At 60.6% G+C, this 25,327-nt stretch carries 20 protein-coding genes and 1 pseudogene; 14 read left to right on the top strand and 7 right to left on the bottom strand.

Annotated elements, in window-relative coordinates:
- The first annotated feature begins 5 nt into the window (after positions 1 to 5).
- Both AB4O05_RS27640 and AB4O05_RS27635 read left to right on the top strand, forming a co-directional pair.
- On the top strand, positions 6 to 1,364 hold the full coding sequence (locus tag AB4O05_RS27640; protein WP_460134112.1) for a DUF1329 domain-containing protein: 1,359 nt from the start codon (positions 6 to 8) through the stop codon (positions 1,362 to 1,364).
- A gap of 266 nt (positions 1,365 to 1,630) precedes the next feature.
- The gene (locus AB4O05_RS27635) at positions 1,631 to 4,132 is read left to right on the top strand and encodes a LuxR C-terminal-related transcriptional regulator (RefSeq protein WP_460134114.1); all 2,502 of its coding nucleotides are present in this window, start codon (positions 1,631 to 1,633) and stop codon (positions 4,130 to 4,132) included.
- Here the strand turns inward: AB4O05_RS27635 and AB4O05_RS27630 are convergent.
- Positions 4,129 to 5,001, bottom strand: coding sequence for a helix-turn-helix domain-containing protein (locus AB4O05_RS27630; protein WP_460134116.1), 873 nt, complete (start codon positions 4,999 to 5,001; stop codon positions 4,129 to 4,131). The two genes, AB4O05_RS27635 and AB4O05_RS27630, sit on opposite strands and share 4 nt — an antisense overlap.
- Before the next feature lie 138 nt (positions 5,002 to 5,139).
- Between AB4O05_RS27630 and AB4O05_RS27625 the strand changes: the two genes are divergently transcribed.
- Entirely contained in the window at positions 5,140 to 6,042 is a 903-nt protein-coding gene (locus AB4O05_RS27625) for a DMT family transporter (protein WP_460134117.1), read from the top strand.
- Between the two features lie 47 nt (positions 6,043 to 6,089).
- Here the strand turns inward: AB4O05_RS27625 and norR are convergent, their stop codons facing one another.
- Positions 6,090 to 7,631, bottom strand: coding sequence for a nitric oxide reductase transcriptional regulator NorR (gene norR, locus AB4O05_RS27620; RefSeq protein WP_460134118.1), 1,542 nt, complete (start codon positions 7,629 to 7,631; stop codon positions 6,090 to 6,092).
- A 148-nt stretch (positions 7,632 to 7,779) separates the two neighbouring features.
- On the opposite strand from norR, the gene hmpA reads away from it, so the two are divergent.
- Positions 7,780 to 8,961 (top strand): NO-inducible flavohemoprotein, encoded by a 1,182-nt coding sequence (gene hmpA, locus AB4O05_RS27615; RefSeq protein WP_460134120.1) that lies wholly within the window; start codon positions 7,780 to 7,782, stop codon positions 8,959 to 8,961.
- Between the two features lie 191 nt (positions 8,962 to 9,152).
- Positions 9,153 to 9,659: a disulfide bond formation protein B gene (locus AB4O05_RS27610; RefSeq protein ID WP_460134123.1), complete on the top strand. Its 507-nt coding sequence runs from the start codon at positions 9,153 to 9,155 to the stop codon at positions 9,657 to 9,659.
- Positions 9,660 to 10,132: 473 nt separating this feature from the next.
- Here AB4O05_RS27610 and AB4O05_RS27605 read toward each other — a convergent pair.
- Positions 10,133 to 10,423: pseudogene (locus tag AB4O05_RS27605) on the bottom strand (hypothetical protein).
- A 27-nt stretch (positions 10,424 to 10,450) separates the two neighbouring features.
- On the opposite strand from AB4O05_RS27605, the gene cyoA reads away from it, so the two are divergent.
- The 9 genes from cyoA (at position 10,451) to AB4O05_RS27560 (ending at position 19,771) form a co-directional block, all read left to right on the top strand.
- On the top strand, positions 10,451 to 11,392 hold the full coding sequence (gene cyoA / locus AB4O05_RS27600) for a ubiquinol oxidase subunit II (RefSeq protein WP_460137728.1): 942 nt from the start codon (positions 10,451 to 10,453) through the stop codon (positions 11,390 to 11,392).
- 3 nt (positions 11,393 to 11,395) lie between these two features.
- On the top strand, positions 11,396 to 13,414 hold the full coding sequence (gene cyoB / locus AB4O05_RS27595) for a cytochrome o ubiquinol oxidase subunit I (RefSeq protein WP_460134125.1): 2,019 nt from the start codon (positions 11,396 to 11,398) through the stop codon (positions 13,412 to 13,414).
- A gap of 3 nt (positions 13,415 to 13,417) precedes the next feature.
- On the top strand, positions 13,418 to 14,044 hold the full coding sequence (locus AB4O05_RS27590; protein ID WP_003176004.1) for a cytochrome o ubiquinol oxidase subunit III: 627 nt from the start codon (positions 13,418 to 13,420) through the stop codon (positions 14,042 to 14,044).
- Positions 14,044 to 14,379, top strand: a complete 336-nt coding sequence (gene cyoD, locus AB4O05_RS27585; RefSeq protein ID WP_003176003.1) for a cytochrome o ubiquinol oxidase subunit IV — start codon at positions 14,044 to 14,046, stop codon at positions 14,377 to 14,379. The genes AB4O05_RS27590 and cyoD overlap by 1 nt, the downstream gene beginning before the upstream one ends.
- A gap of 11 nt (positions 14,380 to 14,390) precedes the next feature.
- A complete protein-coding gene (cyoE, locus tag AB4O05_RS27580) occupies positions 14,391 to 15,278 on the top strand; it encodes a heme o synthase (RefSeq protein WP_460134128.1) in 888 nt (295 codons plus the stop codon).
- 104 nt (positions 15,279 to 15,382) lie between these two features.
- The gene (gene queC, locus AB4O05_RS27575) at positions 15,383 to 16,081 is read left to right on the top strand and encodes a 7-cyano-7-deazaguanine synthase QueC (RefSeq protein WP_460134130.1); all 699 of its coding nucleotides are present in this window, start codon (positions 15,383 to 15,385) and stop codon (positions 16,079 to 16,081) included.
- 286 nt (positions 16,082 to 16,367) lie between these two features.
- On the top strand, positions 16,368 to 17,084 hold the full coding sequence (locus AB4O05_RS27570; RefSeq protein WP_460164820.1) for a helix-turn-helix transcriptional regulator: 717 nt from the start codon (positions 16,368 to 16,370) through the stop codon (positions 17,082 to 17,084).
- Positions 17,085 to 17,318: 234 nt separating this feature from the next.
- Positions 17,319 to 18,569, top strand: coding sequence for an ATP-grasp domain-containing protein (locus tag AB4O05_RS27565; RefSeq protein WP_460134135.1), 1,251 nt, complete (start codon positions 17,319 to 17,321; stop codon positions 18,567 to 18,569).
- A complete protein-coding gene (locus tag AB4O05_RS27560) occupies positions 18,569 to 19,771 on the top strand; it encodes an MFS transporter (protein ID WP_460134136.1) in 1,203 nt (400 codons plus the stop codon). Before AB4O05_RS27565 ends, AB4O05_RS27560 begins: the two co-directional genes overlap by 1 nt.
- Before the next feature lie 169 nt (positions 19,772 to 19,940).
- Here AB4O05_RS27560 and AB4O05_RS27555 read toward each other — a convergent pair whose 3' ends face one another.
- The 4 genes from AB4O05_RS27555 to AB4O05_RS27540 form a co-directional block, all read right to left on the bottom strand.
- Entirely contained in the window at positions 19,941 to 20,657 is a 717-nt protein-coding gene (locus tag AB4O05_RS27555; protein WP_460134138.1) for a hypothetical protein, read from the bottom strand.
- 133 nt (positions 20,658 to 20,790) lie between these two features.
- A complete protein-coding gene (locus AB4O05_RS27550; protein WP_460134139.1) occupies positions 20,791 to 22,041 on the bottom strand; it encodes a 2-aminoadipate transaminase in 1,251 nt (416 codons plus the stop codon).
- 210 nt (positions 22,042 to 22,251) lie between these two features.
- Entirely contained in the window at positions 22,252 to 23,265 is a 1,014-nt protein-coding gene (locus AB4O05_RS27545) for a sensor domain-containing diguanylate cyclase (RefSeq protein ID WP_460134140.1), read from the bottom strand.
- A 115-nt stretch (positions 23,266 to 23,380) separates the two neighbouring features.
- Positions 23,381 to 25,279, bottom strand: a complete 1,899-nt coding sequence (locus AB4O05_RS27540) for an alkaline phosphatase D family protein (RefSeq protein WP_460134141.1) — start codon at positions 25,277 to 25,279, stop codon at positions 23,381 to 23,383.
- Positions 25,280 to 25,327 lie beyond the last annotated feature (48 nt).

Here is a 25,327-nt window from a genome sequence, read left to right as displayed (position 1 = left end):
AACTTATGCGTAAGACAATTGCAGTGTTGGCCCTGAGCCTGTTGGCCGCCCATGTGCTGGCGGCGGTGTCGCCGGACGAGGCGGCCAAGCTGGGCACCACCCTCACGCCGGTCGGCGCCGAAAAAGCCGGCAACGCCGACGGCTCGATACCGGCCTGGACCGGCGGCATTCCGAAAAACGCCGGCGCGGTGGACAGCAAGGGCTTTCTCGCCGACCCGTTCGCCAGCGAAAAGCCGCTGTTCGTGATTACCGCGGCCACCGTTGATAAGTACAAGGACAAACTCTCCGACGGCCAGGTGGCGATGTTCAAGCGCTACCCCGAGACCTACAAGATCCCGGTGTACCCCACTCACCGTACCGTCAACCTGCCGCCGGATATCTACGAGTCGATCAAGCGCAGCGCGCTGAACGTCAAGGCGATCAATGACGGCAACGGCCTGGAAAACTTCACCGGCAACCGTTACTACGCGTTCCCGATCCCAAAGAATGGCGTGGAGGTGCTGTGGAACCACATCACCCGTTACCACGGCGGCAATCTGCGTCGCATCATCACCCAGGCCACGCCGCAGACCAACGGCAGCTACACGCCGATCCGCTTCGAGGAAGAGGTGGCGGTGCCCCAGGCTATCCCGGATATCGACCCGGCCAAGGCGGCCAACGTGTTGAGCTATTTCAAACAGTCGGTCACGGCCCCGGCGCGGTTGGCGGGCAACGTGCTGCTGGTGCACGAAACCCTCGACCAGGTGAAGGAGCCGCGCCTGGCCTGGATCTACAACGCCGGCCAGCGCCGCGTGCGGCGTGCGCCACAAGTGTCCTATGACGGCCCGGGCACCGCGTCCGATGGCCTGCGCACCACCGACAACTTCGATATGTTCTCCGGTGCCCCCGACCGCTACGACTGGAAGCTGGTGGGCAAGAAAGAGATGTACATCCCCTACAACAGCTACAAGCTCGATTCGCCGTCACTCAAGTACGACGACATCATCAAGGCTGGCCATATCAACCAGGACCTGACCCGCTACGAGCTGCACCGCGTGTGGGAGGTGGTCGGTACCGTCAAGCCCGGCGAGCGGCACATCTACGCCAAGCGCCACATGTACATCGACGAAGACAGCTGGCAAGTGGCGCTGGTGGATCACTACGACGGCCGGGGCCAACTGTGGCGTGTCGCCGAAGGCCATGCGCAGTTCTATTACGATCATCAGGTGCCGGCCTACACCGTCGAAACCCTGTACGACCTGATTGCCGGGCGCTATATCGCGCTGGGCATGAAGAACGAGGAGAAAAGCAGCTTCGTATTCGGCTTCGCGGCGAAGGCAGCGGATTACACCCCGGCTGCGTTGAGGGCTGAAGGCGTACGCTGATATTCACTTGAAAGGCAATCAAACTGTAGGAGCTGGCTTGCCTGCGATAGCGGTGTATCAGTAACACATGAGCTGGCTGACCCCCCGCTATCGCAGGCAAGCCAGCTCCTACATTGACCGTGTTTGAGAATTGATGCCGGAGCCCGTCGGGCTCCCGGCTTTTTTATGCCCGCCAATCACCCCGCTGAATACTTCTTCAACAACCGCCCGCCACGGGACTAGGGTAGCTGTCAGGTTGCATAACAATAAGAACGCAGGATGCAGCAATGACCGCCATGACACGCTGCCTGGACCGCCCCGGATTCATGCCTCGGCTGTCCGCCCATCATCTGCTGCGCCCGCGCCTGGCCGAACCTTTGTTGGCGGCGCAGGCACGGGTCAAGTTGCTGTGCGCGCCCGGCGGCAGTGGCAAGAGTGCATTGCTCGCCGAGTGCGCATTGCAGGCGCCCAAGGGGTGCCAGGTGTACTGGCTGCCGCTCAATGGCGTGACCCTCAGCCCGCTCGATCTGTGCCAACGCCTGGCGCAAACCCTGGGTTTGCCGTTTACCGATGAAGCCACGCTGCTGCTGGATCTGAGCCGCTGGCAGAGCTCGGCGTGGTTGTTCCTCGATGATTTTTGCCGCCTGCCGGCTGCCGACACCGACGCTTTGCTCGACCGCCTGCTCGCCGCCACCAGCCCGGCGTTGACCTGGTGGTTGGCTGCGCGGCGTCGCCCGGCCTGCAACTGGCCGCGCCTGCTGCTTGACGATGAGCTGCTGGAGTGTGGCGCCGAACTGGCGTTCAGCCCTGGAGAAATCCAGGCGCTGCTCGACCCGGCAGCCGGGCAGACGGTCGACGGCGTGTTGCAGTTCAGCGCCGGCTGGTGCGCCGGTGTGCGTATCGCCTTGCTGGGCGACGGTCATCCCGAAAAGACATTGCTCGACTATCTGCAACACGAACTCTTCAGCACGCTACCGCCCGAACTGGCCGAAGCCTGGTGCGTGCTGGCCCATCTGCCGCGTTTTAACATTAGCCTGTGCGAGCACTTGTTCGGTGCTGGCGATGGCGATCAGTACCTGCGGGATCTGCAGGCCTTCGGTGCGTTTATCCAGGCGTGGGAAGACACCGAGTGGCTGCAGGTTTTCCCGCCTCTGGCGCAACTGATGCGCGACGCCCCCTGGCCAGCCAAACGCTCGTGGCACCGCCGTGCCTGCCAATGGTTCTGCGCCGAGCAGGACTGGCAGGCCGCTTTCGAACAGGCGCTGCTGGCTGAAGAATATGAAGTGGCGGTGAGCCTGTTGCAGCACTTCAGTTTCGAAGACCTGTTCCGCCAGCACAACGCGGTGTTGCTGTTGCGTCTGCATGAACAGCATGGCGATGAATTGATGTTGGGCTCGGCGCAATTGGTGGGGCTGGTCACGGCGGCGCTGTTGTTTGCCGGGCGCTTCGAGCAGGCGGCGGTGTGCATCGACCAGCTCTCGCGCTTCACCCCGCAACCCACGGCGGCGCAACAGCGTTATCTGCTGGCGCGCTGGCAGGCGCAGTGGGGCTGGTTGCTGCACTTGGGCGGGGATGCCGAGGGGGCCCGCGTGCATTTTCTCGAGGCACTGCAAGCCTTGCCCGACAGCGCCTGGACCTCGCGCCTGATGTGCCTGTCGGGGCTTACCCAGCAGGCCCTGCTGCGCGGTGAACTGGATGTGGCCCAGGGCCTGAACCGCGAAGCGCTGTGCCTGGCCCGCGCCCATGGCTCGTTGCTGCTGGAGGCGTTGCTGGAACTGGACCATGCGCAGTTGCTGGAGCAGCGCGGCGCCCCTTACCGCGCGCAGAGCCTGCTGGAGCAGGTGCAGGCGATGTTACTCAAGCAGCGGCTCAAGGCCGGGCCATTGCTGGGGCGTATCGCCCTGCGGCGCGGGCACCTCGCGTTGCGCCAGGGGCAGGATGCCATCGCCGCCGAATGTTTCGAGGCTGGCTTGAAGATGTGCCTGCACAGCCAGGACAAACGCGTGCTATACGGGTTTCTTGGCCTGGCGTTGCTGGCGGCCAACCAGGGCGACTATGCCCAGGCCTTTGTCCACCTGCGCGAGGCCGAGCGGCTGATGCAACAGCGCCAGGTGCCGGACACCGTGTATCGCGCGGTGCTGCTGTTGGTCAGTGGGCATTTCTGGTTGCAGCAGGGGCGCGCCGAATTGACCGTGCAGGCAGTGCGGCGCGTGCTCCGCCATTTTCGCGGGCCCCAGGCCAAGCAAGCGCCGCCGGCCACCCTGGAACTGATCCCGCGTCTTGAATACCTGCTGGTGTTGGCGGAGGTGAAGCTGGGCTGCGCCGAGGAACCCGTGGCACGGCTCAGTGCGCTGCTGGAAGCCACTCACCAGCGCGGCATGCTCTGCCTGGAAACCGAACTGCAGTTGGTGCTGGGTGAAGTCGCCTGGCAAGTGGGCGACGCCGCTTTGGCGCGCCGCTCGCTGCAAACCGGGCTGGCGTTGGCGGAGCGTTGCCAACTGCAACAAGCGGTTCGAGAACTGCGTTTGCGTTCGCCGGGGCTGCTGAGCGCGCTGGGCATGGAGCCCCAGGCGTCGACCTCGTGCGTGGTGGAAAACCCCTTGAGCCAGCGTGAACTGGAGGTGTTGCAGCTGATCGCCCTGGGCAGCTCCAACCTGGAAATCGCCGACCGGCTGTTTATCTCCCTGCACACCGTCAAGACCCACGCACGGCGTATCCACAGCAAGCTCGGCGTGGAACGGCGCACCCAGGCTGTCGCCAAGGCCAAGACGCTGGGGTTGATGGTTTAGCGAAAGGCTTGGCGGTAGTCGCCGGGCGTGGCACCCACGGCCTGGCGGAAGCGATGAGTGAAGTGGCTGGCGCTGGAGAAACCGCACAGCAAGGCTATCTCGCCCAGGGGCAAGGCGCCGCTGCGCAGCAGGTGTTGCGCGCGGGTGAGGCGACGCGCGAGCAGGTACTGATGGGGCGGCAGGCCGAAGCTTTGGCGGAACATGCGGGCGAAGTGATATTCCGACAGCGCGCACATCCCGGCCAGTTGCCCGAGGCTGATCGGGTCTTGCAGGTGCTGCTCGATGTAGTCCACCAACAGCCGGCGCTGGTACGCCGCGAGCCCGCCTTTCAAGCGCAGGCCCTCACGGGCGCCCACTTGGCTGAGCAGGGTGTGGCTGAGCAGTTCATGGGCCAGGCTGCTGGTCAGCAGGCGTTCGGCGGGTTCGTGCCAGTTGAGGGCGATCAGTTGGTGAAAGCGCCGAGCCTGGCTTGCGTCTTCGAGGAAGGTGCTTTCGCGCAACGCCAGCGCACGCGGTTCGCGGTCGAACAGGGTGATGCAGCCAAGGGCAAATTGCTCCGGGCTGAAATACACATGGGCCAGGCGAATGTCGCCGTTGATCACCCACGCCGACTGGTGCTCGGCCGGCAGGATGCATAATTTGTCGGGGCCGCCCTTGGTGCCCGGCTGGTCACGCCGAAACGTACCGGTGCCGCCGCCGATGTAGCAGGACAAGGTGTGATGGCCGGGCGCCTGGTAATCCTGGGCGTCGTGATGGTTGCTCCACAAGGCCGCAGACAAGCCGTCACCGAGCTCGGCGCAGGCTTCCAGGCGGGCGTGGGGCGAGCGATTAAGGGCTTGAAAGACTTGCAGGGATTCCAGCTCTGGCATGGTGAGTACTCTCCGACGCCTTGCATCCTACTCCGGGCTGCTGGCGCTGTGATCCCGTCGCCCGACAAAAGCGCAAGAATGTGCAAGCGCCTTCCCATGGATGAAGACGACACTGTGGCTCAATCGACGGAGCCCGCCATGAACCTATTCCTGTATTTACTCACCGTGCTGATCTGGGGCACCACCTGGATCGCGCTCAAGTGGCAACTGGGCGTGGTGGCGATTCCCGTGTCCATCGTCTACCGCTTCGCCCTGGCGGCGCTGGTGCTGTTTGTGGTGCTGCTGCTCAGCCGCAAGCTGCAGGTGATGAACCGGCGCGGGCACTTGATTTGCCTGGCCCAGGGGCTGTGCCTGTTCTGCGTCAACTTCATGTGTTTCCTCACGGCCAGCCAGTGGATCCCCAGCGGCCTGGTGGCGGTGGTGTTTTCCACGGCCACGCTGTGGAACGCACTGAATGCCCGGGTGTTTTTCGGCCAGCGCGTGGCACGTAACGTGTTGCTGGGCGGCGGCCTTGGCCTGGCGGGCCTGGGCCTGCTGTTCTGGCCGGAACTGGTGGGCCATACCGCCAGCCCGCAGACCTTGCTCGGGCTGGGCTTGGCGTTGCTGGGGACGATGTGTTTCTCGGCGGGCAATATGCTCTCGAGCCTGCAACAGAAGGCCGGACTCAAACCCCTGACCACCAACGCCTGGGGCATGGCCTATGGCGCTGCGATGCTGGCGACGTATTGCGCAGTGCGCGGGATTGCATTCGACATGGACTGGAGCGCGCGGTACATCGGCGCCCTGTGGTACCTGGTGATTCCGGGCTCAGTGATCGGCTTTACCGCTTACCTCACGCTGGTCGGTCGCATGGGCCCGGAGCGGGCGGCGTATTGCACGGTGCTGTTCCCGGTGGTGGCGCTGAACGTGTCGGCATTTGCCGAGGGCTACCAGTGGACCGCGCCGGCGCTGGCGGGGTTGGTGCTGGTGATGTTGGGGAATGTGTTGGTGTTTCGTAAGCCTAAGGTTGTGAGCCCGGTTTTCAAGGCGAAGGCAGTCTAGTGTGAGAGCAGGCAAGTCAGCTCCCACAGTTGATCGAGGTATTTGGGTTATTTGAGACCCAGGCGCTTGGCCATTCGCCCCAGGTTGGCGCGGTCCAGCCCCAGTTCGCGGGCGGCGCTGGCCCAGTTGTGTTGATGGCGTTCCAGGCAGGCGCTGATGATTTGGCGCTGGTAGTGCTCGGTGGCCTGGCGCAGGTCGTTGGTGATCGGCGCGACCTGGGTGGGTTCCTCAAGCAGCGGCGCGCTGACATCCGGCAAATCCAGGTCCTGGGCACTCAGGCTGAGGATCTTCGGACGCTCGCGACAGTTACCCAGGGCCTTGAGCGCGCTGCGTCCGATCAAATGCTCCAGCTCCCGCACGTTGCCCGGCCAGTTGTAGGCCAGCAGCGCCGCCTGGGCATCGGCGGTCAGGCGCAGGCTGCCCAGGCCCATGCGCGAGCGGTTCTGTTCGAGGAAGAAGCCCGCCAGCAGCAGCACATCGCGCCCGCGTTCGCGCAGGGCCGGCACTTGCAGCGGGTACACGCTCAAACGGTGGTAGAAGTCGGCGCGGTAGCGGCCGTTGCGCACCTCAAAGGCCAGGTCGCGGTTGGTGGCGGCGATCAGGCGCACGTCCACCTGATGCTCCTTGTCCGAGCCCAGGCGCTGCAACTGGCCGCTTTGCAGGACCCGCAGCAGCTTGGCCTGCACGGTCAGCGACAGTTCGCCCACTTCGTCGAGGAACAAGGTGCCGCCGTTGGCCAGCTCGAACTTGCCCCTGCGCTCATTCAGCGCGCCGGTAAACGCGCCGCGCACATGCCCGAACAGCTCGCTTTCCACCAGGGTTTCCGGCAGGGCGGCACAGTTGAGGCTGATCAGAGGCTTATCCGCGCGGGACGACGCAGCGTGGATCGCCTGCGCCACCAGCTCCTTACCCACGCCGGTTTCGCCAGTGATCAGCACCGTCAGGTCGCTGCCACCCACCAGGTTGATCTCTTCGACCAGGCGTTTGTGGGTCTTGCTCTGGCCGATCATTTCCTTGTGCTGCTGGCCGCTGGCCTGGCGGTAGATCTCGGCGCGCTGGTGTTCGTCTTCGGCGCGCAGGGCCAGGCGTTCGATGCGTTCGGCCACGTTGACGGTGGCGGCGGCGAGGCTGGCGAAGGCTTGCAGGGCCTCCAGTTCGACCCGTTCGAAGCGCTCGGTGTCGAGGGCGTCCAGAGTCAGCAGGCCCCAGGGTTGGTCATCGACGAACAGCGGGCAGCCCATGCAGTCGTGCACTTCCAGATGCCCGTGCAGGCCATCGACCAGACCGTCGTAGGGGTCGGGCAATGGGCTGTCGCTGTCGAAGCGGGTCGGGCCTGGGCCGCTCAGCAGTATGGCGAAGCGCGGGTGTTCGCTGACCTTGAAGCGCCGGCCCAACGTGTCGGTGCTCAAACCATCCACCGCCAGCGGCACCAGCGATTCTCCATCCAGGCGCAACAGCGCAGCCGCATCGCAGGGCAGCAGGGTGCGCATGGCTTGCAACAAGCGGCGGTAGCGTTCGCCTTCGGGCAGGTCGCGGGACAGGTCGGCGACCAGAGGCAGCAGGGTAGTGAGCAGCGATTGCGCAGTCATAATGACTCCTTGTAGTCCTTGTGACTATAAGGTGTAGGAAGTCATATCGACTACAGTAAATTCAACTGACTGAAAAATAACGAGTTATTAGTTGGCACGAATACTGAGTAGGTAAAGGCAATTCGTAAAGAAGCCCAGGAGGCTCCCCATGCTGAGTGCCCAAGACCGTGCCATCGTCAAATCCACCGTGCCCTTGCTGGAAAGCGGCGGCGAGGCGCTGATCACCCATTTTTACCGCATGATGCTGTCTGAATACCCCGAGGTTCGCCCGCTGTTCAACCAGGCCCACCAGGCCAGCGGCGATCAGCCCCGTGCCTTGGCCAATGGTGTATTGATGTATGCGCGGCACATCGACCAGCTCGACCAATTGGGCGACCTGGTGGCGAAGATTATCAACAAGCACGTGGCCTTGCAGATCCTGCCGGAGCACTACCCGATCGTGGGTGCCTGCCTGTTACGGGCGATTTCGCAAGTGCTGGGCAGCGAGATTGCCACCCCAGAGGTGATGAACGCCTGGGGCGCGGCTTATGGCCAGTTGGCGGATATCCTGATCGGCGCCGAAGCCGCCATTTATGAAGAGAAAGCCCAGGCACCGGGTGGCTGGCGCGGCGCGCGGGCGTTTACCGTGGTCAAGCGCGTGGAAGAGAGTGCCGAGATCACCTCCTTTTATTTCGCCGCGGTGGACAACGGGCCGATTCTCGCTGCCGCGCCCGGCCAATACATCGGTATGAAGCTGGTGCTGGACGGTGAAGAAGTGCGCCGCAACTATTCCTTGTCGGCGTTGAGCGATGCCGGCCAGTACCGCATCAGCGTCAAGCGCGAAGCCGGTGGGCGGGTGTCCAACTATTTGCATGATCAGTTGCAGGTGGGTGCGACGATTGACCTGTTCCCGCCGTCGGGCGAGTTCACGCTGGTGGCCAGTGATAAGCCTCTGGTGCTGATCAGTGGTGGCGTGGGCATCACGCCCACCCTGCCGATGCTGGAAGCGGCGCTGGCCACTCAGCGTCCGGTGCACTTTATCCACTGCGCGCGCAATGGCGGGGTGCATGCGTTTCGTGACTGGGTAGACGGCCTGGCGGCCAAGCACCCACAGCTCAAGCGCTTTTATTGCTATGCCGAGGACGACGGCGTGAGCCCGGCGGCGGATACAGTCGGCCTGCTGAGCCAGGAGCAACTGGCTGCGTGGTTGCCGCAGCAGCGCGACATCGACGCCTACTTCCTTGGCCCCAAAGGCTTCATGGCTGCCATCAAACGCCACCTCAAGGCGCTGGGCGTACCTGAGAAACAAAGCCGCTACGAATTCTTCGGCCCGGCGGCTGCTTTGGAGTAAGTCCTTTGGGGGAGTAGGAAGCAGCAAGCTGCAAGCGACAAGTAAAACCCGGATCGAAGCCCGCTTTTACTACTTGCAGCTTGAAGCTTGCAGCTATCCCCAATTAATCCCCCGTTAACCCCCCTCTGTTTAAACCACTCTCTGTGTGTAAACTTGCGGCCATAGGCACAACCAAACAAAGGGATACGGGGATGAGTGACGAAATGCGTTTAGGCAGGGAGCGGCGCTTTCTGGTGTTGCTGGGCATCATCTGCCTGGCGTTGATCGGCGGCGCGTTGTACATGCAGGTGGTACTGGGCGAGGCGCCATGCCCGCTGTGCATCCTGCAACGCTACGCCTTGCTGTTGATTGCGATCTTCGCCTTCATCGGCGCGGCCATGCGCACCAAGGGCGCAATCACCTTCTTCGAAGGCCTGGTGGTGCTCAGTGCCCTCGGCGGGGTGGCGGCGGCGGGGCACCATGTGTACACCCAGTTCTTCCCACAGGTCAGTTGCGGCGTCGATGTGCTGCAACCGATTGTCGACGACCTGCCCCTGGCCAAGATCTTCCCCCTGGGTTTCCAGGTCGACGGCTTTTGCAGCACCCCATACCCGCCGATACTCGGCCTGTCCCTGGCGCAATGGGCGCTGGTGGCGTTTGTGTTGACGGTGATCCTGGTACCCCTGGGCATCTATCGCAACCGCCGCCGCCACGCCTGAGCGGTTCACGGAAACGCCCCGGTCCTTCTGGAGGGAAGGCCGGGGCGTTTTTGTTTGTAGGGTTTTGTGAACAGAGCGTGACGCCGGACAATTTCAGGTGCGCGCAGCGTGCGACATGTTGTCACACGGAAGCTGTCGCAGGAGGTTTCTGACTCGCCAAACCGCCGCTTAAATTTGCATCGGGCGGCCAAATTGTGCTGTCAGTTCGTGGTGTGCGCGATGCCTTGGATCTCGTGCCGTTCAAGGCTTTAGGTGATGTCCCAATGCCTTGTTTTATGGGGACTTGGATACGATTGGCAGGCCCTTACTGCAGGTAAGGCCTGTGGCGGTTTGCCCTATAACACGGTAATTTTTGTGGTTTTTGTTGAGAATCGAACGCGATAAGATCGCGAACCTTTACAAAATTGGTGAAGGATTATTGCTGTAATCGATAAAAATTATTTCTTTATAAGACATGGTTTATACATCGCCAGCTAACTACAATCGCCCGCACTGAATGTCCGGTGCTGTTCAATCTTTGAGCATTGGAGCGGTCGAGGGGCAGATGGATGGCTCTGTGCGACCCCTGGTTCCGGCAGCCTTTCAACTATCCGCACCAAATGGAATTGGTCTGTAACAAGGCCTTTAACCACGAAGTCGAATAAGAACTCACCGCAGGTCCGTGAAACGTAGCGTTATGGCGTGACGGGCAGGCTCTTATTCAATCGAAGAGAAATGCCAACCCTTGGCAGGGTGAAGTGTTGGCGATCAAAACCCAACTGCATTGCGCAAGCTGCTTTAGAGGTCGTGAGATGAGTAAAAACAGGTACCCCCGATTACTAGGCTTTTTGCCGCTGCTTGGCATGATGTTAATGCTGGGAGGCTGCAAGTGGACCTTGCTCGACCCAAAAGGACAGGTCGGTCTGGATGAACGAAACCTGATCATCACCGCCACCCTGCTGATGCTGCTGGTCGTGGTCCCTGTGATCATCATGACCTTCGCCTTCGCCTGGAAATACCGCGCGTCGAACACCAGCGCTACCTACGCGCCGAAGTGGTCGCACTCCACCAAGATCGAAATCGCGGTGTGGCTGGTCCCGATCCTCATCATCATTGCCCTGGGTTATGTGACCTACAAGTCGACCCACGCGCTCGACCCGTACCGTCCGCTGGAATCCGACGCCAAGCCGATCAACATCGAAGTGGTCGCGCTGGATTGGAAGTGGCTGTTCATCTACCCGGACCTGGGTATCGCCACGGTGAACCAGATCCGCTTCCCGGAGCACACCCCGCTTAACTTCAAGATCACCTCCGATGCCGTGATGAACTCGTTCTTCATCCCTGCGCTGGGCGGCCAGATCTACGCGATGGCAGGTATGCAGACCAAGCTGCACCTGATCGCCAACCAGAAAGCTGAAATGGAAGGCATCTCCGCCAACTATAGCGGCGCTGGCTTCACCGGCATGAAATTCAAAGCGATCTCGACGAGCCAGGAAGAATTTGACGCCTGGGTAGCCGAAGTCAAGGCCGCACCTAAACAGCTTGATCAAGCTGAATACGACGCCCTGACCAAACCGAGCCAGAACAACCCTGTCGCCCTGTACTCCGCGTATGAGCCGAACCTGTTTCAGAAAATCGTCGACAAGTACGAAGGCATGAAACCAGGCAAGCCGGTCAAGCACGAGAAGAAAGAAGTGGCCGCGGTTGAAGGTTCTGACACGGGCGCGCATTCAACTGCTGGGGCAGAGGAGTAAACGATGTTTGGTAAATTAAGTTGGGATGCGGTCCCGTTCCACGAGCCGATTGTGATGATTACCATCGCCATGATCGCGCTGGGTGGTCTGGCACTGTTTGCAGGTATCACCTACTTCAAGAAGTGGACCTACCTGTGGACCGAGTGGCTGACGTCGGTCGACCACAAGAAAATCGGCGTGATGTACATCATCGTGGCCATGGTCATGCTGCTGCGCGGTTTTGCCGACGCCATCATGATGCGTACCCAGTTGGCCATGGCCACCGAAGGTTCGCCGGGCTACCTGCCGCCTGAACACTATGACCAGATCTTCACCGCCCACGGTGTGATCATGATCATCTTCATGGCGATGCCTTTCTTCACCGGCCTGATGAACCTTGCAGTGCCGCTGCAGATCGGCGCGCGTGACGTTGCCTACCCGTTCCTGAACTCCCTGAGCTTCTGGCTGCTGGTGTCCGGTGTGGTGCTGATCAACGTGTCCCTGGGCGTCGGCGAATTCGCCAAGACCGGTTGGGTTGCGTATCCGCCATTGTCGGGCATCCAGTACAGCCCTGGCGTGGGGGTGGACTACTACATCTGGGCGCTACAGTTATCAGGGCTCGGGACGACGCTGACGGGGGTCAACTTCCTGGCCACCGTGCTGAAAATGCGCGCCCCAGGCATGAAACTGATGGACATGCCGATCTTCACCTGGACCTGCACCTGGGCCAACGTGCTGATCGTGGCTTCGTTCCCGATCCTCGCCGCTACCATGGCGCTGCTGTCGCTTGACCGTTACCTGGATTTCCACATTTTCACCAACGAACTTGGTGGTAATCCAATGATGTACGTGAACCTGTTCTGGGCATGGGGTCACCCTGAGGTGTACATCCTGATCCTGCCAGCGTTCGGTATCTTCTCCGAAGTGATCTCGACCTTTACCGGCAAGCGCCTGTTCGGTCACCACTCGATGGTCTACGCCTCCGGCGCGATCTCCGTACTGGGCTTCATGGTGTGGCTGCACCACTTCTTCACCATGGGTTCGGGGGCCAGCGTCAACGCCTTCTTCGGCCTGGCGACGATGCTGATTTCCATCCCGACGGGGGTGAAGCTGTTCAACTGGCTGTTCACCATCTATCACGGTCGTCTGCGTATGACCAGCCAGGTGCTGTGGACCCTGGGCTTCATGGTGACCTTCGCCATCGGCGGCATGACCGGCGTACTGCTGGCCATCCCGGGTGCTGACTTCGTGCTGCACAACAGCCTGTTCGTGATCGCTCACTTCCACAACGTGATCATCGGCGGCGCGGTATTCGGTTACATCGCAGGCTTCAGCTTCTACTTCCCGAAAGCGTTCGGCTTCAAGCTGCACGAAGGTTGGGGCAAGGCTGCATTCTGGTTCTGGATCTCGGGCTTCTTCGTCGCGTTCATGCCGCTCTACGCACTGGGCTTCATGGGCATGACCCGTCGTCTGAATGCCACCACCAACCCTGAGTGGGTGCCGTACCTGTACGTCGCCATGTTCGGTGCAGTGATGATCGCGGTGGGTATCGCCTGCCAACTGATCCAGCTGTATGTCAGCGTGCGTGATCGCAAGCAGAACATGTGCGAATCCGGCGACCCATGGAATGGCCACACCCTGGAATGGTCGACCTCTTCGCCACCGCCGTTCTACAACTTCGCCGTGATCCCGACTGCGAACACCATCGATGCGTTCACCGAAGCCAAGGAAGACGGTACTGCGTACCAGAAGCCTAAGCACTACGAACCGATCCACATGCCAAGCAACACCGCCACTGGCGTGGTGATGGGTGCGCTGTTGACCGTGTTCGGTTTCGCGATGATCTGGCACATCTGGTGGCTGGCAATCGTGAGCCTGGTAGGCACCATCGGTTACTTCATCATCCACGCTGCACGTGATGATCAAGGCTACATGGTGCCGGTCGAGACGATCGAGCGCATCGAAGCCGAGCAGCACGCTCGCCTGGTAGCCGAGAAGAAAATCCCGGCCAACCGTGTAGAAACCTCGTTGGAACAGGCTTAAACCATGTCGAACTTAGTGACCAATGCTGGACACGCCCATGTCGATGACCATGGGCACGATGACCATCACCACGACTCGGGGCCAATGACCGTCTTCGGTTTCTGGCTCTACCTGATGACCGACTGCATCTTGTTTGCGTCGATCTTCGCGGTGTACGCGGTACTGGTAAACAACGTAGCGGGTGGCCCGTCGGGCCACGACATCTTCGAACTGCCTTACGTGCTCGGCGAAACCGCCTTGCTGTTGTTCAGTTCGATCACCTACGGCTTCGCCATGTTGGCCTTCTACAAGGGCAACAAGAAGGGCGTGCTGAGCTGGCTGGGCCTGACCTTCCTGTTCGGCCTGGGCTTCATCGGCATGGAGATCAACGAGTTCCACCTGCTGATCTCCGAAGGCTACGGCCCGCACCGTTCGGGCTTCCTGTCGGCGTTCTTCACGCTGGTCGGCACCCACGGTCTGCACGTATCTGCTGGCCTGCTGTGGATGGCGGTGATGATGTATCAGGTCAATAAACACGGCCTGACCAACACCAACAAGACCCGCCTGAGCTGCCTGAGCCTGTTCTGGCACTTCCTGGACGTGGTCTGGATCTGCGTATTCACCGTCGTTTACTTGATGGGGACTCTGTAATGGCTAATGCACACTCCCATGACAGCCACGATGCAAGCCACGGCAGCGTAAAGTCTTACGCGATCGGCTTCATCCTGTCGGTCATCCTGACCCTGATCCCGTTCGGCCTGGTGATGTACCCCACCTTGCCGAAGTCGATCACCTTGATGATCGTTCTGGCGTTCGCAGTGATCCAGGTGCTGGTTCACCTGGTGTACTTCCTGCACCTGGACCGTTCCGAGGCCCAGCGCGAGAACGTGATTGCGTTCGTGTTCGCAGGCCTGGTGATCGTTCTGCTGGTTGGTCTGTCGCTGTGGATCATGTTCAGCATCCACACCTACATGATGGCGAAGTGAGGTAAGACCCGATGTCGCTTAAGCACTTTATCCAAATCACCAAACCGGGGATCATTTTCGGTAACGTGCTTTCTGTGGCGGGCGGTTTCTTCCTGGCCTCCAAGGGACATGTCGATCTGGCCATCTTCCTGGCTGCGATGATCGGTACGTCCCTGGTGGTTGCTTCCGGTTGTGTCTTCAACAACTGCATCGACCGTGACATCGACGTCAAGATGGAGCGCACCAAGAATCGCGTGCTGGTCCAGGGCCTGATCTCCCTGAAGCTGGCACTGATCTATGCGACCGTGTTGGGTGTTGCCGGTGTAGCCCTGTTGTACAAGGTGGCCAACCCGTTGGCGGCGCTGTTTGCCGTGATCGGCTTTGTCATCTACGTCGGCCTTTACAGCCTGTACCTCAAGCGCAAGTCGGTGCACGGCACGCTGGTGGGCAGTCTGTCGGGGGCGATGCCGCCGGTGATTGGTTATGTGGCTGTGACCAATAGCTTCGACATGGCCGCGCTGACGCTGCTGGTGATGTTCAGCCTGTGGCAGATGCCGCATTCCTACGCCATCGCGATTTTCCGCTTCAATGACTACCTGGCTGCGTCGATTCCGGTATTGCCGGTCAAACGTGGCATTCAGGTGGCCAAGAAACACATCCTGCTCTACATCCTGGCCTTCCTCGTGGCGACCTTGATGTTGACCTTCAGTGGCTACGCCGGCATGAGCTACCTCGCCGTCGCGGCGGCCATGGGCATGTACTGGTTGTACATGGCCTGGACCGGCTACAAGGCGGTGGACGACACCGTCTGGGCGCGCAAGCTGTTCGTGTTCTCGATTTTCACCATCACCGCGCTCAGCGTGATGATGTCCCTGGATTTCCAAGTGCCGAAAGAGCTGTTGCTGACCTACGCACCCTGAATGGTCCGAGCCATAAAAAGCCCCGCCTTCGCAAGAAGCGCGGGGTTTTTTATGGCATGCCCTTTAAACTATTGCCCAATTCTACGAATGCAGGAAGCCATGCAATGAGTAAAAAAGCCGTTATGGTGTTCAGTGGCGGGCAGGACTCAACGACCTGTCTGATCCAGGCACTGCCGCTGTACGACGAAGTGCACTGCATAACGTTCGACTATGGTCAGCGCCATGTCGCGGAAATCGAAGTGGCCCGCCAGCTTGCCAAGCAACTGGGGGCCACCGTTCACAAAGTGATGGATGTATCCCTGCTCAACGAGCTGGCCATCAGCAGCCTGACCCGCGACAACATCCCGGTACCCACCGTGAACAGCTCAGGCGAAAGCCTGCCGAGCACCTTCGTGCCTGGGCGCAACATCCTGTTTCTGACCCTGGCGGCGATTTATGCGTACCAGGTCAAGGCCGAGACGGTCATCACCGGCGTCTGCGAAACCGACTTCTCCGGCTACCCCGATTGCCGCGATGAGTTCGTCAAGGCGTTGAACCAGGCGCTCAAGCTGGGCATGGAATATGACGTGCGCCTGGACACCCCGTTGATGTGGCTGAACAAGGCCGAGACCTGGGCATTGGCCGACTACCACCACCAACTGGAGCTGGTTCGCCAGCAGACGCTGACGTGCTACAACGGCGTCATCGGCACTGGTTGTGGTGAATGCGATGCGTGCAACCTGCGCGCACGGGGCTTGAATGACTACCTGCAGAACAAGTCCGACGTCATGCACAGCTTGAAGCACAAGTTGCAGTTGAAATAACGCAGATCCTTGTAGGAGCACGCTCGCTAGGCCGGTATGCGCCTGGGCTTGGCGCTCGGCCATCCGGCGCTGCCGGGGCGGCTGGCGCAAGCCTGGAGGACACCGTCTGCCCACTGTCGACTCCTTCTCGGAAGCACTGGACAAGGTCGGCAGGGCGTGTTTCATTCTTGTCCTTTATTCGGGAAATTTCCTATGGTGCAGGTCGACTCGATGAGATGCTTCAGGATTGAAGCGCTTCTGTCACATCGTTAGTCTCCCCCGTTGTCACTCATCAGGGACGATATTCATGCGAAGCGATAATCAAGCCAATAACAACACGCCCATGCAACCTACCGACGTTCACCAATTGCTCGATGTCGAGCTGAGCCGACGTGGTCTCGGGCACTTCGAGGTCTACCAGTGTGGGCCGACGCTGGATGAGGCGGAAATCATCACCAATTACCCCGATGCGTTGGACCGCGGTGATTTCGCGGATGACTTTTACCAACGCGGTCAATTGCTGTCTTTGTCCAAGCGCCGCATAAAACCGTTTTTCTGGAGCGATGAAAACATCCTTGCGCCTGCAGCAGAAGCGGTCCCGGTGCCGGGGCCTTGTGCGCCCGTTGGCGAGGGCGCCAGTTTTATCGTGCATGGTAACCGTGGTTTTTACTCCATCCTCAACCTGTGCAGCTTCGGCGAACACCAACAGTTTCGCGAAAGAGTGCTGGCGAACAAAAGTGAACTGCAGATGCTGCTGGTCTCGGTCTACGACGAGGCACTGGAAAGCGATGTAGCCATGCTGCCCCCAGTTCTACGGGAAACCGTGCTCACGCCTCGGGAAACGGAGGTGTTGTCCTGGACCAGCCTGGGCAAGACATATAACGAAATAGCGCTCGTGGTCTCAATGAGCCCGCGCACCGTCAAGTTCCATATGAAGAATATCTTCAGCAAGTTGGATGTCACCAACGGAAAAGCCGCCATTCGCAAAGCTTTGCAGTTGGGCTACATCCGCGAACAGGCCTGATCCGCAGGCACTCCTTTGTCCAATGCGAACGCCCGCCGGTGAATTTTCACCGGCGGGCGTTCGCATGTGCGCGTGATTTGGCGCTACCTGTCTAAAAGGGCAGCTTGTTCGCTATCAAGCGGTGCTTTAGTTTTTTTGCAGTTGAGTTTGTGCAGAACATTTCCTGGCGCTGGACGACATGGTTTCTCCACGGATCTCTGAAACCGCCACTCAATACTGAAAAGGGACATTCTTATGAAGCAGTACGTTGCATTGGTGGATGTCTACTCAAGCGGTAATTTCCTGCCGCAGTATTTCCGGGATGCCGGCTTCAGCCTGATCCATGTACAGAGTACCCCCGAGTTGATGCCGAGCATGCTCGGGCCGAACCTGTCGGAGTTTGAGCAAAATTTGGCGCTCAACGACAACGCCGAAGAGCTCGTGCGACGCTTGCGTGAATTCAACGTGGTTGCCGTCATTGCCGGCCAGGAGCCTGGCGTGCCATTTGCCGACTACTTGAGTGAACAGTTGCAATTGTCCACCTCCAACGGCAGCGCAGGCTCACGCGCTCGCCGCGACAAGTTTGAGATGAGCAGCAAGGTCGCCGCCGCAGGCCTGTTAACGGCACGCCAGCTCAAATCGGCGGACCCCGCCGAACTGCTGGCCTGGGTAGAGTCCGGCCAAGTGTTTCCCTGCGTGATCAAACCGCTGAGCTCGGCTTCGACCGACGGGGTTTCGATCTGCCACAACGCCGAAGACGTCAAGCGTGCTTGTGAGGAAGTGGTGTCCAACCTGGATATCTTCGGCCTGGCCAATACCGAGATTCTTTGCCAGTCCTACCTCAAAGGCCCGGAGTACATCGTCGATACCGTCAGCCGTGATGGGCAGGCCTACGTCTGTGGGATCTGGCGCTACGTGAAGCGCGAAATCAGCGGCGGTAAGAATATCTACGACCGCGACGTGCTGATTGCCTCGGACAGTGCCGAGGCTAACGTGCTGGTGGACTATATCGTGCAGGTGCTCAAAGCGTTGGGTATCAATAACGGTCCGGCCCATTCGGAAGTGATCCTCACCGAAGCCGGCCCCGCGCTGGTGGAAGTCGGTGCTCGCTTGAACGGCAACATGGAACCCAAATTCCATGACATCAGCCTGGGCGGCAACCAGGCACAGCTTACTTACCTCGCGTACTGCGACGGTGAGGCGTTCAAGGCAAACTACGCTGGCAAGCGCTACCACAAGCTCAAGGAAGCCTGCGTCATCAACACCGACACCACGCTGCAAGGTGAGGTTACCGGCTTCAATGAAGAGGCCATCCAGCTGATCGAAGGGTTGCCCTCTGTGCATAAGCTGAGCGTCAAATACAAGGCCGGCAAACTGATGAAAAGGACCGTGGACCTGCTCAGCCGCCCGCTGCGGGTATTCCTGGTATCGGAGAGCCAGCGCGATATCGACCAGGATTACGAGCTGATCCGCCAGTACAAAGACAACGTCTACGTGATCCGCTGATGATGGGCACTTATCGCGCGTTGCGCGGGCTCAGCGCTCGCTTGCAGTTGCTGTTCCTGATCACCCTGGTGTTCCGCATGGGCACCATGGCGTTCCCTTTCTATGCGGCGTACCTGATTCATCAGCATGCCGTATCGGCAGGCACCGCAGGTTTGCTGGTGGGCGTTTATGGCGCGGGTGCGTTGTTTGTGGACTTGATCATCGGTGGGGTGATCAAGCGGTGTTCCGCCAACCGGGTGATCCTCGGTTCGTTGTTGCTCAACGCGTTGCTGCTGCTGATCATCCCATCGGTGGATAACACCGTGGTGCTGTTTGTGCTGTCGTTTCTGTGGGGGGGCTGTTACGAGGCATTCACTCCCGCGACGTTCTCCGAAACAGTCAGCCACAGCAGTAGTGAGTCGCGCAAAGTGGCGTTTTCTTGCAACCGCCTGGCGATCAACATCGGCATGGCGATCGGGCCACTGCTGGGCAGTCTGATTTTCCTGAGTAACGCCGACGCGGTGTTCTACATCAACGCGGCGTTGTCCCTGGTGGCCTTCGTCGCGTGCCTGCGTTTCGGGCGTGCGGTGCCGGCGACGGAAGGGGCTGCGGTCGTCAGCAAGGGCAATGGTTTGCCGGAGAGCGCATTGCACGAGCGCTCGCGCTTGCTGGTAATTTTGCTGGCGGCATTGCCGGTGCACATCGCCTATGCGCTGCCGCCGACTTTTCTGTCGGCCTACATCATCAACTACACCGAATTGCCGGCGTACTACGTCGGTATCATCTTTTTCATCAATGCACTGTTGGTGATTCTATTCGAAGTGCCGATCAACCAGCGGATGTCGCACCTGTCGAGCAGCCGGTCGCTGGTGGCCGGTTTCCTGGTGGCGGGCGTGGGGTTCTTCCTGATGGGCTTCAGCCATATCGGTGTGTTGTTACTGGTGGCTACGGTGCTCTGGAGCCTGGGGGAGATGATCGTGTTTCCCGGCATCACCCACTACGTCAGCAGTATCTCAAGCCGTCACACCGTGGATCGCAACCTCGGCTATTACTCGGCGGGAGTCAATATCGGCGTGATGATTACGCCGTCGCTGGCGTTCATGCTGGTGTCACAGCCATCCCTGCCATCGCCGTGGCTGCTGGCGGGTACGGTATTGGTGCTGTTCGCGGTGGCGGTGGGGGTAATGAAAGGATCGACTGTTTTGTGGAACAAGGAAGTGTGAAGTGACGGCCAGTTCCGCGAATGGGGGGCGGGCACTGCCGCCCATACCCCTTTGCTGCTCAAGGACCTGGGCGTCACACACTTCGTGCGCGCCTCAGTGAGTCGGCAAATCGCCCTCGCCCAGGTTGAACAGGCTCTGGTGACCCTGCGTAGTCTTTAGCACCCGGTACTTACTGGACGGCGATGGTGTAGCCGTCAAAGGCGCTTTGCTGTTGCAGCGCGGTCACGATGCTCTTGCGCGTGACCGGCTGCTCCATGCCGCTGTTGTCGACGAAGGTTTCACTCTCCAGTTCCGCCTCGCTGCCTTCACCCACAAAGGTAAAGCCGAGGAACTCCAGCGCTTCGCGGTCCACATTGAGCTTGGAACGTGGCGTGCGTAGCGGCAGGCTGACGCTGATGCCATCCTTGCTGATCACAAACACTTCGGCTTCTTTCTTGGCGCGTGCGGCCTTGCCCTTGCCGGCGCTTGGGTTGCTGATGGCCTGGTGGGTCTGGTTCAGCACCTTGAGGGCCAGGCCGTAGACCAGTTCCTGGAACTGTGGGTCGTCCTTGAAGCTGGACAGGATGCGGCTGATCGAGAATTTGCTGCTCAGGTCTTCCAGGGCGATGTTGTCGGCGGCTTCGGCGTCCTTGAGTTGCTTGAGCTGGCCCATCAGGTCGTAGGCCGTGTCGTCGTCGAAAGCGTCGTGGGCCTGGCGGATGGCGATGCGCAGTTCGCGGATCTGATCGCTTTCTTTCGAGGTGTGGAACGCGTCCAGTACCATCTCGCTGATGGTCTTGGCGGCCGGCACATGCTGTGAAAGATTGATGGCGTTTTCGTATTCAGCTTTGGCGCGCAAGGTGACTACGGATTCTTCGGCGGATTTATCAGTGTAGGAATCGGACATTAACATTTCACTACTTCAGTAAGCGGAACAAAAAAGCGTCGGGCATTTTCAGGGGGAGGGGGTTCAGGTCAAGGCAGCACAATACCCTTATCCTGGCGCAATGCGTTCAGCGCCCGTAGCCGCGCTGATGGCGCTAAACCAAGCGCTTGAGACACGCTTGCAGGATATCCAAGCCTTCCTCCAGCACCGCAGGCTCAATGGTCAGCGGTGCCAACAAGCGAATGATGTGCCGTGACTTGCCGCTGGGCATCAGCAGCAGGCCGGCGTCCCGCGCCAGGCCCAGCAACTGGGCCAGTTGTTTTGGCGCGGGCGTGCCGTCAGCGGTGGCCAGTTCGATGCCGCGCATGGCGCCTACACCCGTCAGGCGGCCCAGATAGGGGGAAAGCCGCTGCGCGCGCCAGGCTTCATAGCGGCCGACAATCGCGGCTTCCTGCCGCGATCCCCACGCCTGTAAATGTTCATCCGTCATCACGTCCAGAGTGGCCAGCGCTGCTGCGCAGGCAATGGGGTTGCCGGAGTACGTACCGCCCAGCCCGCCTTTGGGCAGGTTATCCATCAAGGCCTTGCGCCCGGCCACCGCCCCCAGCGGCACACCGCCGGCGATGCTTTTACCGAGCAGGATCAAGTCCGGCTCGATGCCCAGGCGCGAGAATGCGAAGCGCTGACCGGTGCGGCCAAACCCTGACTGGATCTCGTCGGCGATCAGCAGGATGTTGTGCGCATCGCAGAAGCGCCGCAGGGCTTGGGCGAACTCGATATCCAGCGCGAGGAAGCCGCCTTCGCCCTGTACCGGCTCGATGATGAAACAGGCCACGTCGTTCACGTCGATTTCCACGCTGAACAGGCGCTCCATGGCGTTGAGCGCATCCACGCAGCGCACGCCGTTATCGGCGCTGGGGTAGGGCAGGTGATACACCGGGCCAGGCAGTACGCCGACCTTTTGCTTATAGGGTGCGACCTTGCCATTGAGGTTGAGCGTGGCCAGGGTGCGGCCGTGAAAGGCGCCGTCAAAGGCAATCACGGCCGTGCGGCCGGTGGCGCCGCGCACGATCTTCAAGGCATTTTCCGCCGCCTCCGCACCGCTGTTGGTGAGCATGCCGCTGACGGGGTAGCCCACTGGGATAAACGTGCTCAGGCGATCCATGAACTCGAGATAGGGTGTATGGGGCGCGGCGTTGAACGCATAGTGGGTCAGCTGTGTCGCCTGTTCACGAATCGCCGCCACCACCGCCGGATGGCAATGGCCGAGGTTGAGCACCCCGATGCCGCCGACAAAGTCGATGTAGCGCTTGCCCGAGGTGTCCCAGACTTCGGCGTTCCGGCCATGGCTGAGGCTGATGGGGTGAACGATGGAAATTGACTGGCTGATGGTTTCGCGGCTCATGAATCCGGGGCTCGGCAGGGGTGGGCGTGTTTTTATCTAAGCCGCGTACCGGGCCCTGCCGCAAACGAAATAAAGTCGCCGGGTCATTCCAAATCGGAAGGAGCTGTGGCCAACAGGCTGTGTGTGGCCACGCTCACTGCCGTTAATACCGCCGGTTGCCATCGAAACGCGGTGCGGGTTGCGCGGCGCCGGTGCGCTGACACGGAGTACCTACGCTGACAATCCATCTTTCCCTGCCGCTTTGGCGCGATACAGCGCCTGGTCGGCACGCGCCATCAGGGCGGCGGGGGATTCATCTCTCTGCCGCTCGGCAACGCCCAGGCTCAGGGTCACCTTGACGTTGCTGTGCAGGGTGAGGGTGCGCATCCTGCGGCAGATCGTCTCGGCCAATGCTTTGGCGGCGTCCAGCGAGCTTTCGGGCAGGACCACCATGAACTCGTCGCCGCCCCAGCGCGCCAGCAGGTCACCAGGGCGGATGCAGGTCTCCAGGCATTCCACGACCTGCAGCAGGGTCTGGTCGCCCACGCCGTGACCGTGCTGATCATTGATCGGCTTGAAGTCATCGATGTCCATCGCGATCAGTGCCAGCGGCAGGCGAAAGCGCTGGGCACGGTCGCATTCTGCCAGCAGTACTTTTTCCAGGCGGTAACGATTGGCGATCAGGGTCAGTGCGTCCCGTTCGGCCAGGGAACGGTTTTCCTCCAGCTGCAGTTGCAACTGCTGGTTGACCCGTGACAACTCGCGCGTGCGTTCGGCCACCAGTGCCTCCAGGGAGAGGTTGCGCCGTTCCAGCTGTTCGATGGAGTGTTTGCGCGCGTGAATGTCACGGTGGGCCCCCACCATCCGCGCCACCGAACCGTCGGGGTTGCGTGCAACCACGTAGCCGCGGTCCTCGATCCACAGGTAGCTGCCATCTTTTTTGCGGCAACGGTATTCGGCTTGGTAGTGGGGGGCGCGACGATTGATGTAGTCATCGAACATCGTCATGACGAGGTTGTAGTCGTCGGGATGAATCACGTTTTCCCAGGTGAATATCGTGTTCTCCAGGGAATGGCGGGGATAGCCAAGCATTTCGTACCAGCCTGGGTTGCGGTAGACGAACCCGGTGTTGGCGTTCCAGTCCCAGATCCCGTCGCTGGAGAGCTCGAGGATGGTGTGCAACATATCGGCGTTGAGGTGAGAAAAGTCAGGGTTCAGCGGACTTTCGCCGGGAATATCGTCCATTTTCGCGATCCTTGCGTGGGCCGGCGTTAAGGGCCGGCCAATGTTGACACCGATACTCCGTGGCTGGCGCTACTGTACAACGCGGGCTGGGCGCTTTGAATAGGGCGATGTGTTGTTATTGGTTGGGCGCCATCAACTTCGTGCGTGGCATTCCATTGGCGTTGTGCTGGTAAATCGCTTCTGGCTGGCCCTGATCATTGAAAAACACCTGGCCGATCCCCGCCGAATTCCACAGGCGCTCACCGGCTTCGGCATGTTCGGGGATATGCGGCACCACCTGCATGGTGCGCCGTCGGGTGAACCAGTTGAGGGGCGAGCGTGGCGAGTACAGCCAACGGTTGAGACGGTCGAACCATTCCAGCAGGCGTGGCGGAAATTCATTCTTGATACCGCTGCTGGTGATCTGCCAGATCCTGGGGCCGGCGTTTCGATGGCGGATCAACACTTCATAGACGAACGAGTAGTGCACGTCGCCCGAGAGGATCACGTAGTTACCCGGCGTGCGCGAGTGGCGAAAGATGTTGAGGATCACCTGGGCGGCACCGCGATGGGCCATCCAGTTTTCTGCGTCCACCAGCAAGGGGTGGCCGCACCAGCTGAAAATCTTTTGCACGGTCTCGATCAGCTTCACGCCAAAGATCGGGGCCGGCGAGACGATGATCGCCGAGGGATGGTCGAGCAGTTCCTGTTGCAGTTCGCTCAAGGCTTCCCAATCCAGCAGCCCGGACGGCTGCTTGAGCGTGAATTCGCTGCGCCAGCGGCGAGTGCGGGTGTCAAGCACCACCAAGGCGGGGGTAGTGGGCAGTACGTAGTGCCAGTGCTGGAACTTCAATAGCGCTTCGAGCAATTGATCCTGTGCGGTCGGGTTCAGATGGTTGCTTTGCACCGGGTCCGTGAGTGCCTGGGTTTGACTCAGCAGCGCCTTGAACGCGTTCGGGTTGTTACCCCAGCCCTGGCACAGCAGGTACGCCAGCAGGGCATTGCCGATGATGCGCTTGGAGAACGGATGGCCATAGGCGGTTTCTTCCCATTGGGCGCTGAGGTTCCAATCATCGGTGATGTCGTGATCGTCAAAGATCATCAAGGTGGACAGATGCGCTAGCACCCGCGCGACACCCGGCAGGCCGGTGCGGAATTTATCCATCTGCACCTGCTCGTGGGCATAGCGCGTTGATTCATCGGTGCTCAGTTGCGGTGGCTGCGGGTCGATCAGGTTCCAGGCGGTGGGCGACCATACCAGCAAGTACATCGCCATCACTTCGGCGAACGTCACCAGGTGGTTATCGGCGGTGCTGCTGGTGAAGATCGGCTTTTTTACGCCGCCGAAAAAGCGCTCGCGCAGCGTCTCGTTGCTGTCCAGCGCCGGGAGCAGGTCGGCCCGATGGTAGTAGCTGGCGCGATGCCCGTAGAGGCTGGCGCTGTCATCCACCACCGCGCCTTCCAGGTACTCGTCGAACAGACCCAGGCGTGCAATCAGCACATGGATCGCCCGCAACATCGGCCCGGCCACGTCGTCGGCGTACACCTGGTCGCCGCTCATCATCAGTAACGCTGGGCGTTCGGCCGGGGTGGCGGCGTCGGCCAGCAAGCGATCGACGCAGAGCAAGCCTTCGTCGGCACGGTGGTGAGGTTTGCGGCATGAGCCATGTACCAGCTGATGGAGACGACTGTGCAGCACAAAATTCGGCTGTTGCGCATTGGCATACAGCAGGTGCGGAGCCCATTGGGCAATGCCGGCGCCATCGATCAGCAGGTCATAACTGATGACCACATCCTGCGGCAGCGCCTCGCCCAACCCGACGTCAATCAGATGGATAAAAGCCCGCTGCCCCACCGGTACCACCTGGCACTGGCCCTGGTTCAGCGGGATATCCAGGTGTCGCTCGGCAAATTGCAGCCTCAGCGTCAAGACCAGCACTTGGCTGCCCACCAGCCACAGCACCAGGCGCTGGGGTTCCAGGCGCCGCAGCAGGGGGCCGGCGAGTACGGCGGGCAAGGTGTCGGGATGTGGCATGCAGGAAATGGCTCCGGTAAGGCGGTGCCGGCAACCTTAGCGCAGGGG

Source organism: Pseudomonas sp. S1_G07, assembly GCF_054668565.1.
This window is presented reverse-complemented; position numbering and strand designations above follow the sequence as displayed.

Excerpts from the sequence above, each read along its gene's own strand:
- AB4O05_RS27640 (WP_460134112.1), top strand. The coding sequence starts at position 6 with ATGCGTAAGACAATTGCAGTGTTGGCCCTGAGCCTGTTGGCCGCCCAT.
- AB4O05_RS27635 (WP_460134114.1), top strand. The coding sequence starts at position 1,631 with ATGACCGCCATGACACGCTGCCTGGACCGCCCCGGATTCATGCCTCGG.
- AB4O05_RS27630 (WP_460134116.1), bottom strand. The coding sequence starts at position 5,001 with ATGCCAGAGCTGGAATCCCTGCAAGTCTTTCAAGCCCTTAATCGCTCG.
- AB4O05_RS27625 (WP_460134117.1), top strand. The coding sequence starts at position 5,140 with ATGAACCTATTCCTGTATTTACTCACCGTGCTGATCTGGGGCACCACC.
- norR (WP_460134118.1), bottom strand. The coding sequence starts at position 7,631 with ATGACTGCGCAATCGCTGCTCACTACCCTGCTGCCTCTGGTCGCCGAC.
- hmpA (WP_460134120.1), top strand. The coding sequence starts at position 7,780 with ATGCTGAGTGCCCAAGACCGTGCCATCGTCAAATCCACCGTGCCCTTG.
- AB4O05_RS27610 (WP_460134123.1), top strand. The coding sequence starts at position 9,153 with ATGAGTGACGAAATGCGTTTAGGCAGGGAGCGGCGCTTTCTGGTGTTG.
- cyoA (WP_460137728.1), top strand. The coding sequence starts at position 10,451 with ATGAGTAAAAACAGGTACCCCCGATTACTAGGCTTTTTGCCGCTGCTT.
- cyoB (WP_460134125.1), top strand. The coding sequence starts at position 11,396 with ATGTTTGGTAAATTAAGTTGGGATGCGGTCCCGTTCCACGAGCCGATT.
- AB4O05_RS27590 (WP_003176004.1), top strand. The coding sequence starts at position 13,418 with ATGTCGAACTTAGTGACCAATGCTGGACACGCCCATGTCGATGACCAT.
- cyoD (WP_003176003.1), top strand. The coding sequence starts at position 14,044 with ATGGCTAATGCACACTCCCATGACAGCCACGATGCAAGCCACGGCAGC.
- cyoE (WP_460134128.1), top strand. The coding sequence starts at position 14,391 with ATGTCGCTTAAGCACTTTATCCAAATCACCAAACCGGGGATCATTTTC.
- queC (WP_460134130.1), top strand. The coding sequence starts at position 15,383 with ATGAGTAAAAAAGCCGTTATGGTGTTCAGTGGCGGGCAGGACTCAACG.
- AB4O05_RS27570 (WP_460164820.1), top strand. The coding sequence starts at position 16,368 with ATGCGAAGCGATAATCAAGCCAATAACAACACGCCCATGCAACCTACC.
- AB4O05_RS27565 (WP_460134135.1), top strand. The coding sequence starts at position 17,319 with ATGAAGCAGTACGTTGCATTGGTGGATGTCTACTCAAGCGGTAATTTC.
- AB4O05_RS27560 (WP_460134136.1), top strand. The coding sequence starts at position 18,569 with ATGATGGGCACTTATCGCGCGTTGCGCGGGCTCAGCGCTCGCTTGCAG.
- AB4O05_RS27555 (WP_460134138.1), bottom strand. The coding sequence starts at position 20,657 with ATGTCCGATTCCTACACTGATAAATCCGCCGAAGAATCCGTAGTCACC.
- AB4O05_RS27550 (WP_460134139.1), bottom strand. The coding sequence starts at position 22,041 with ATGAGCCGCGAAACCATCAGCCAGTCAATTTCCATCGTTCACCCCATC.
- AB4O05_RS27545 (WP_460134140.1), bottom strand. The coding sequence starts at position 23,265 with ATGGACGATATTCCCGGCGAAAGTCCGCTGAACCCTGACTTTTCTCAC.
- AB4O05_RS27540 (WP_460134141.1), bottom strand. The coding sequence starts at position 25,279 with ATGCCACATCCCGACACCTTGCCCGCCGTACTCGCCGGCCCCCTGCTG.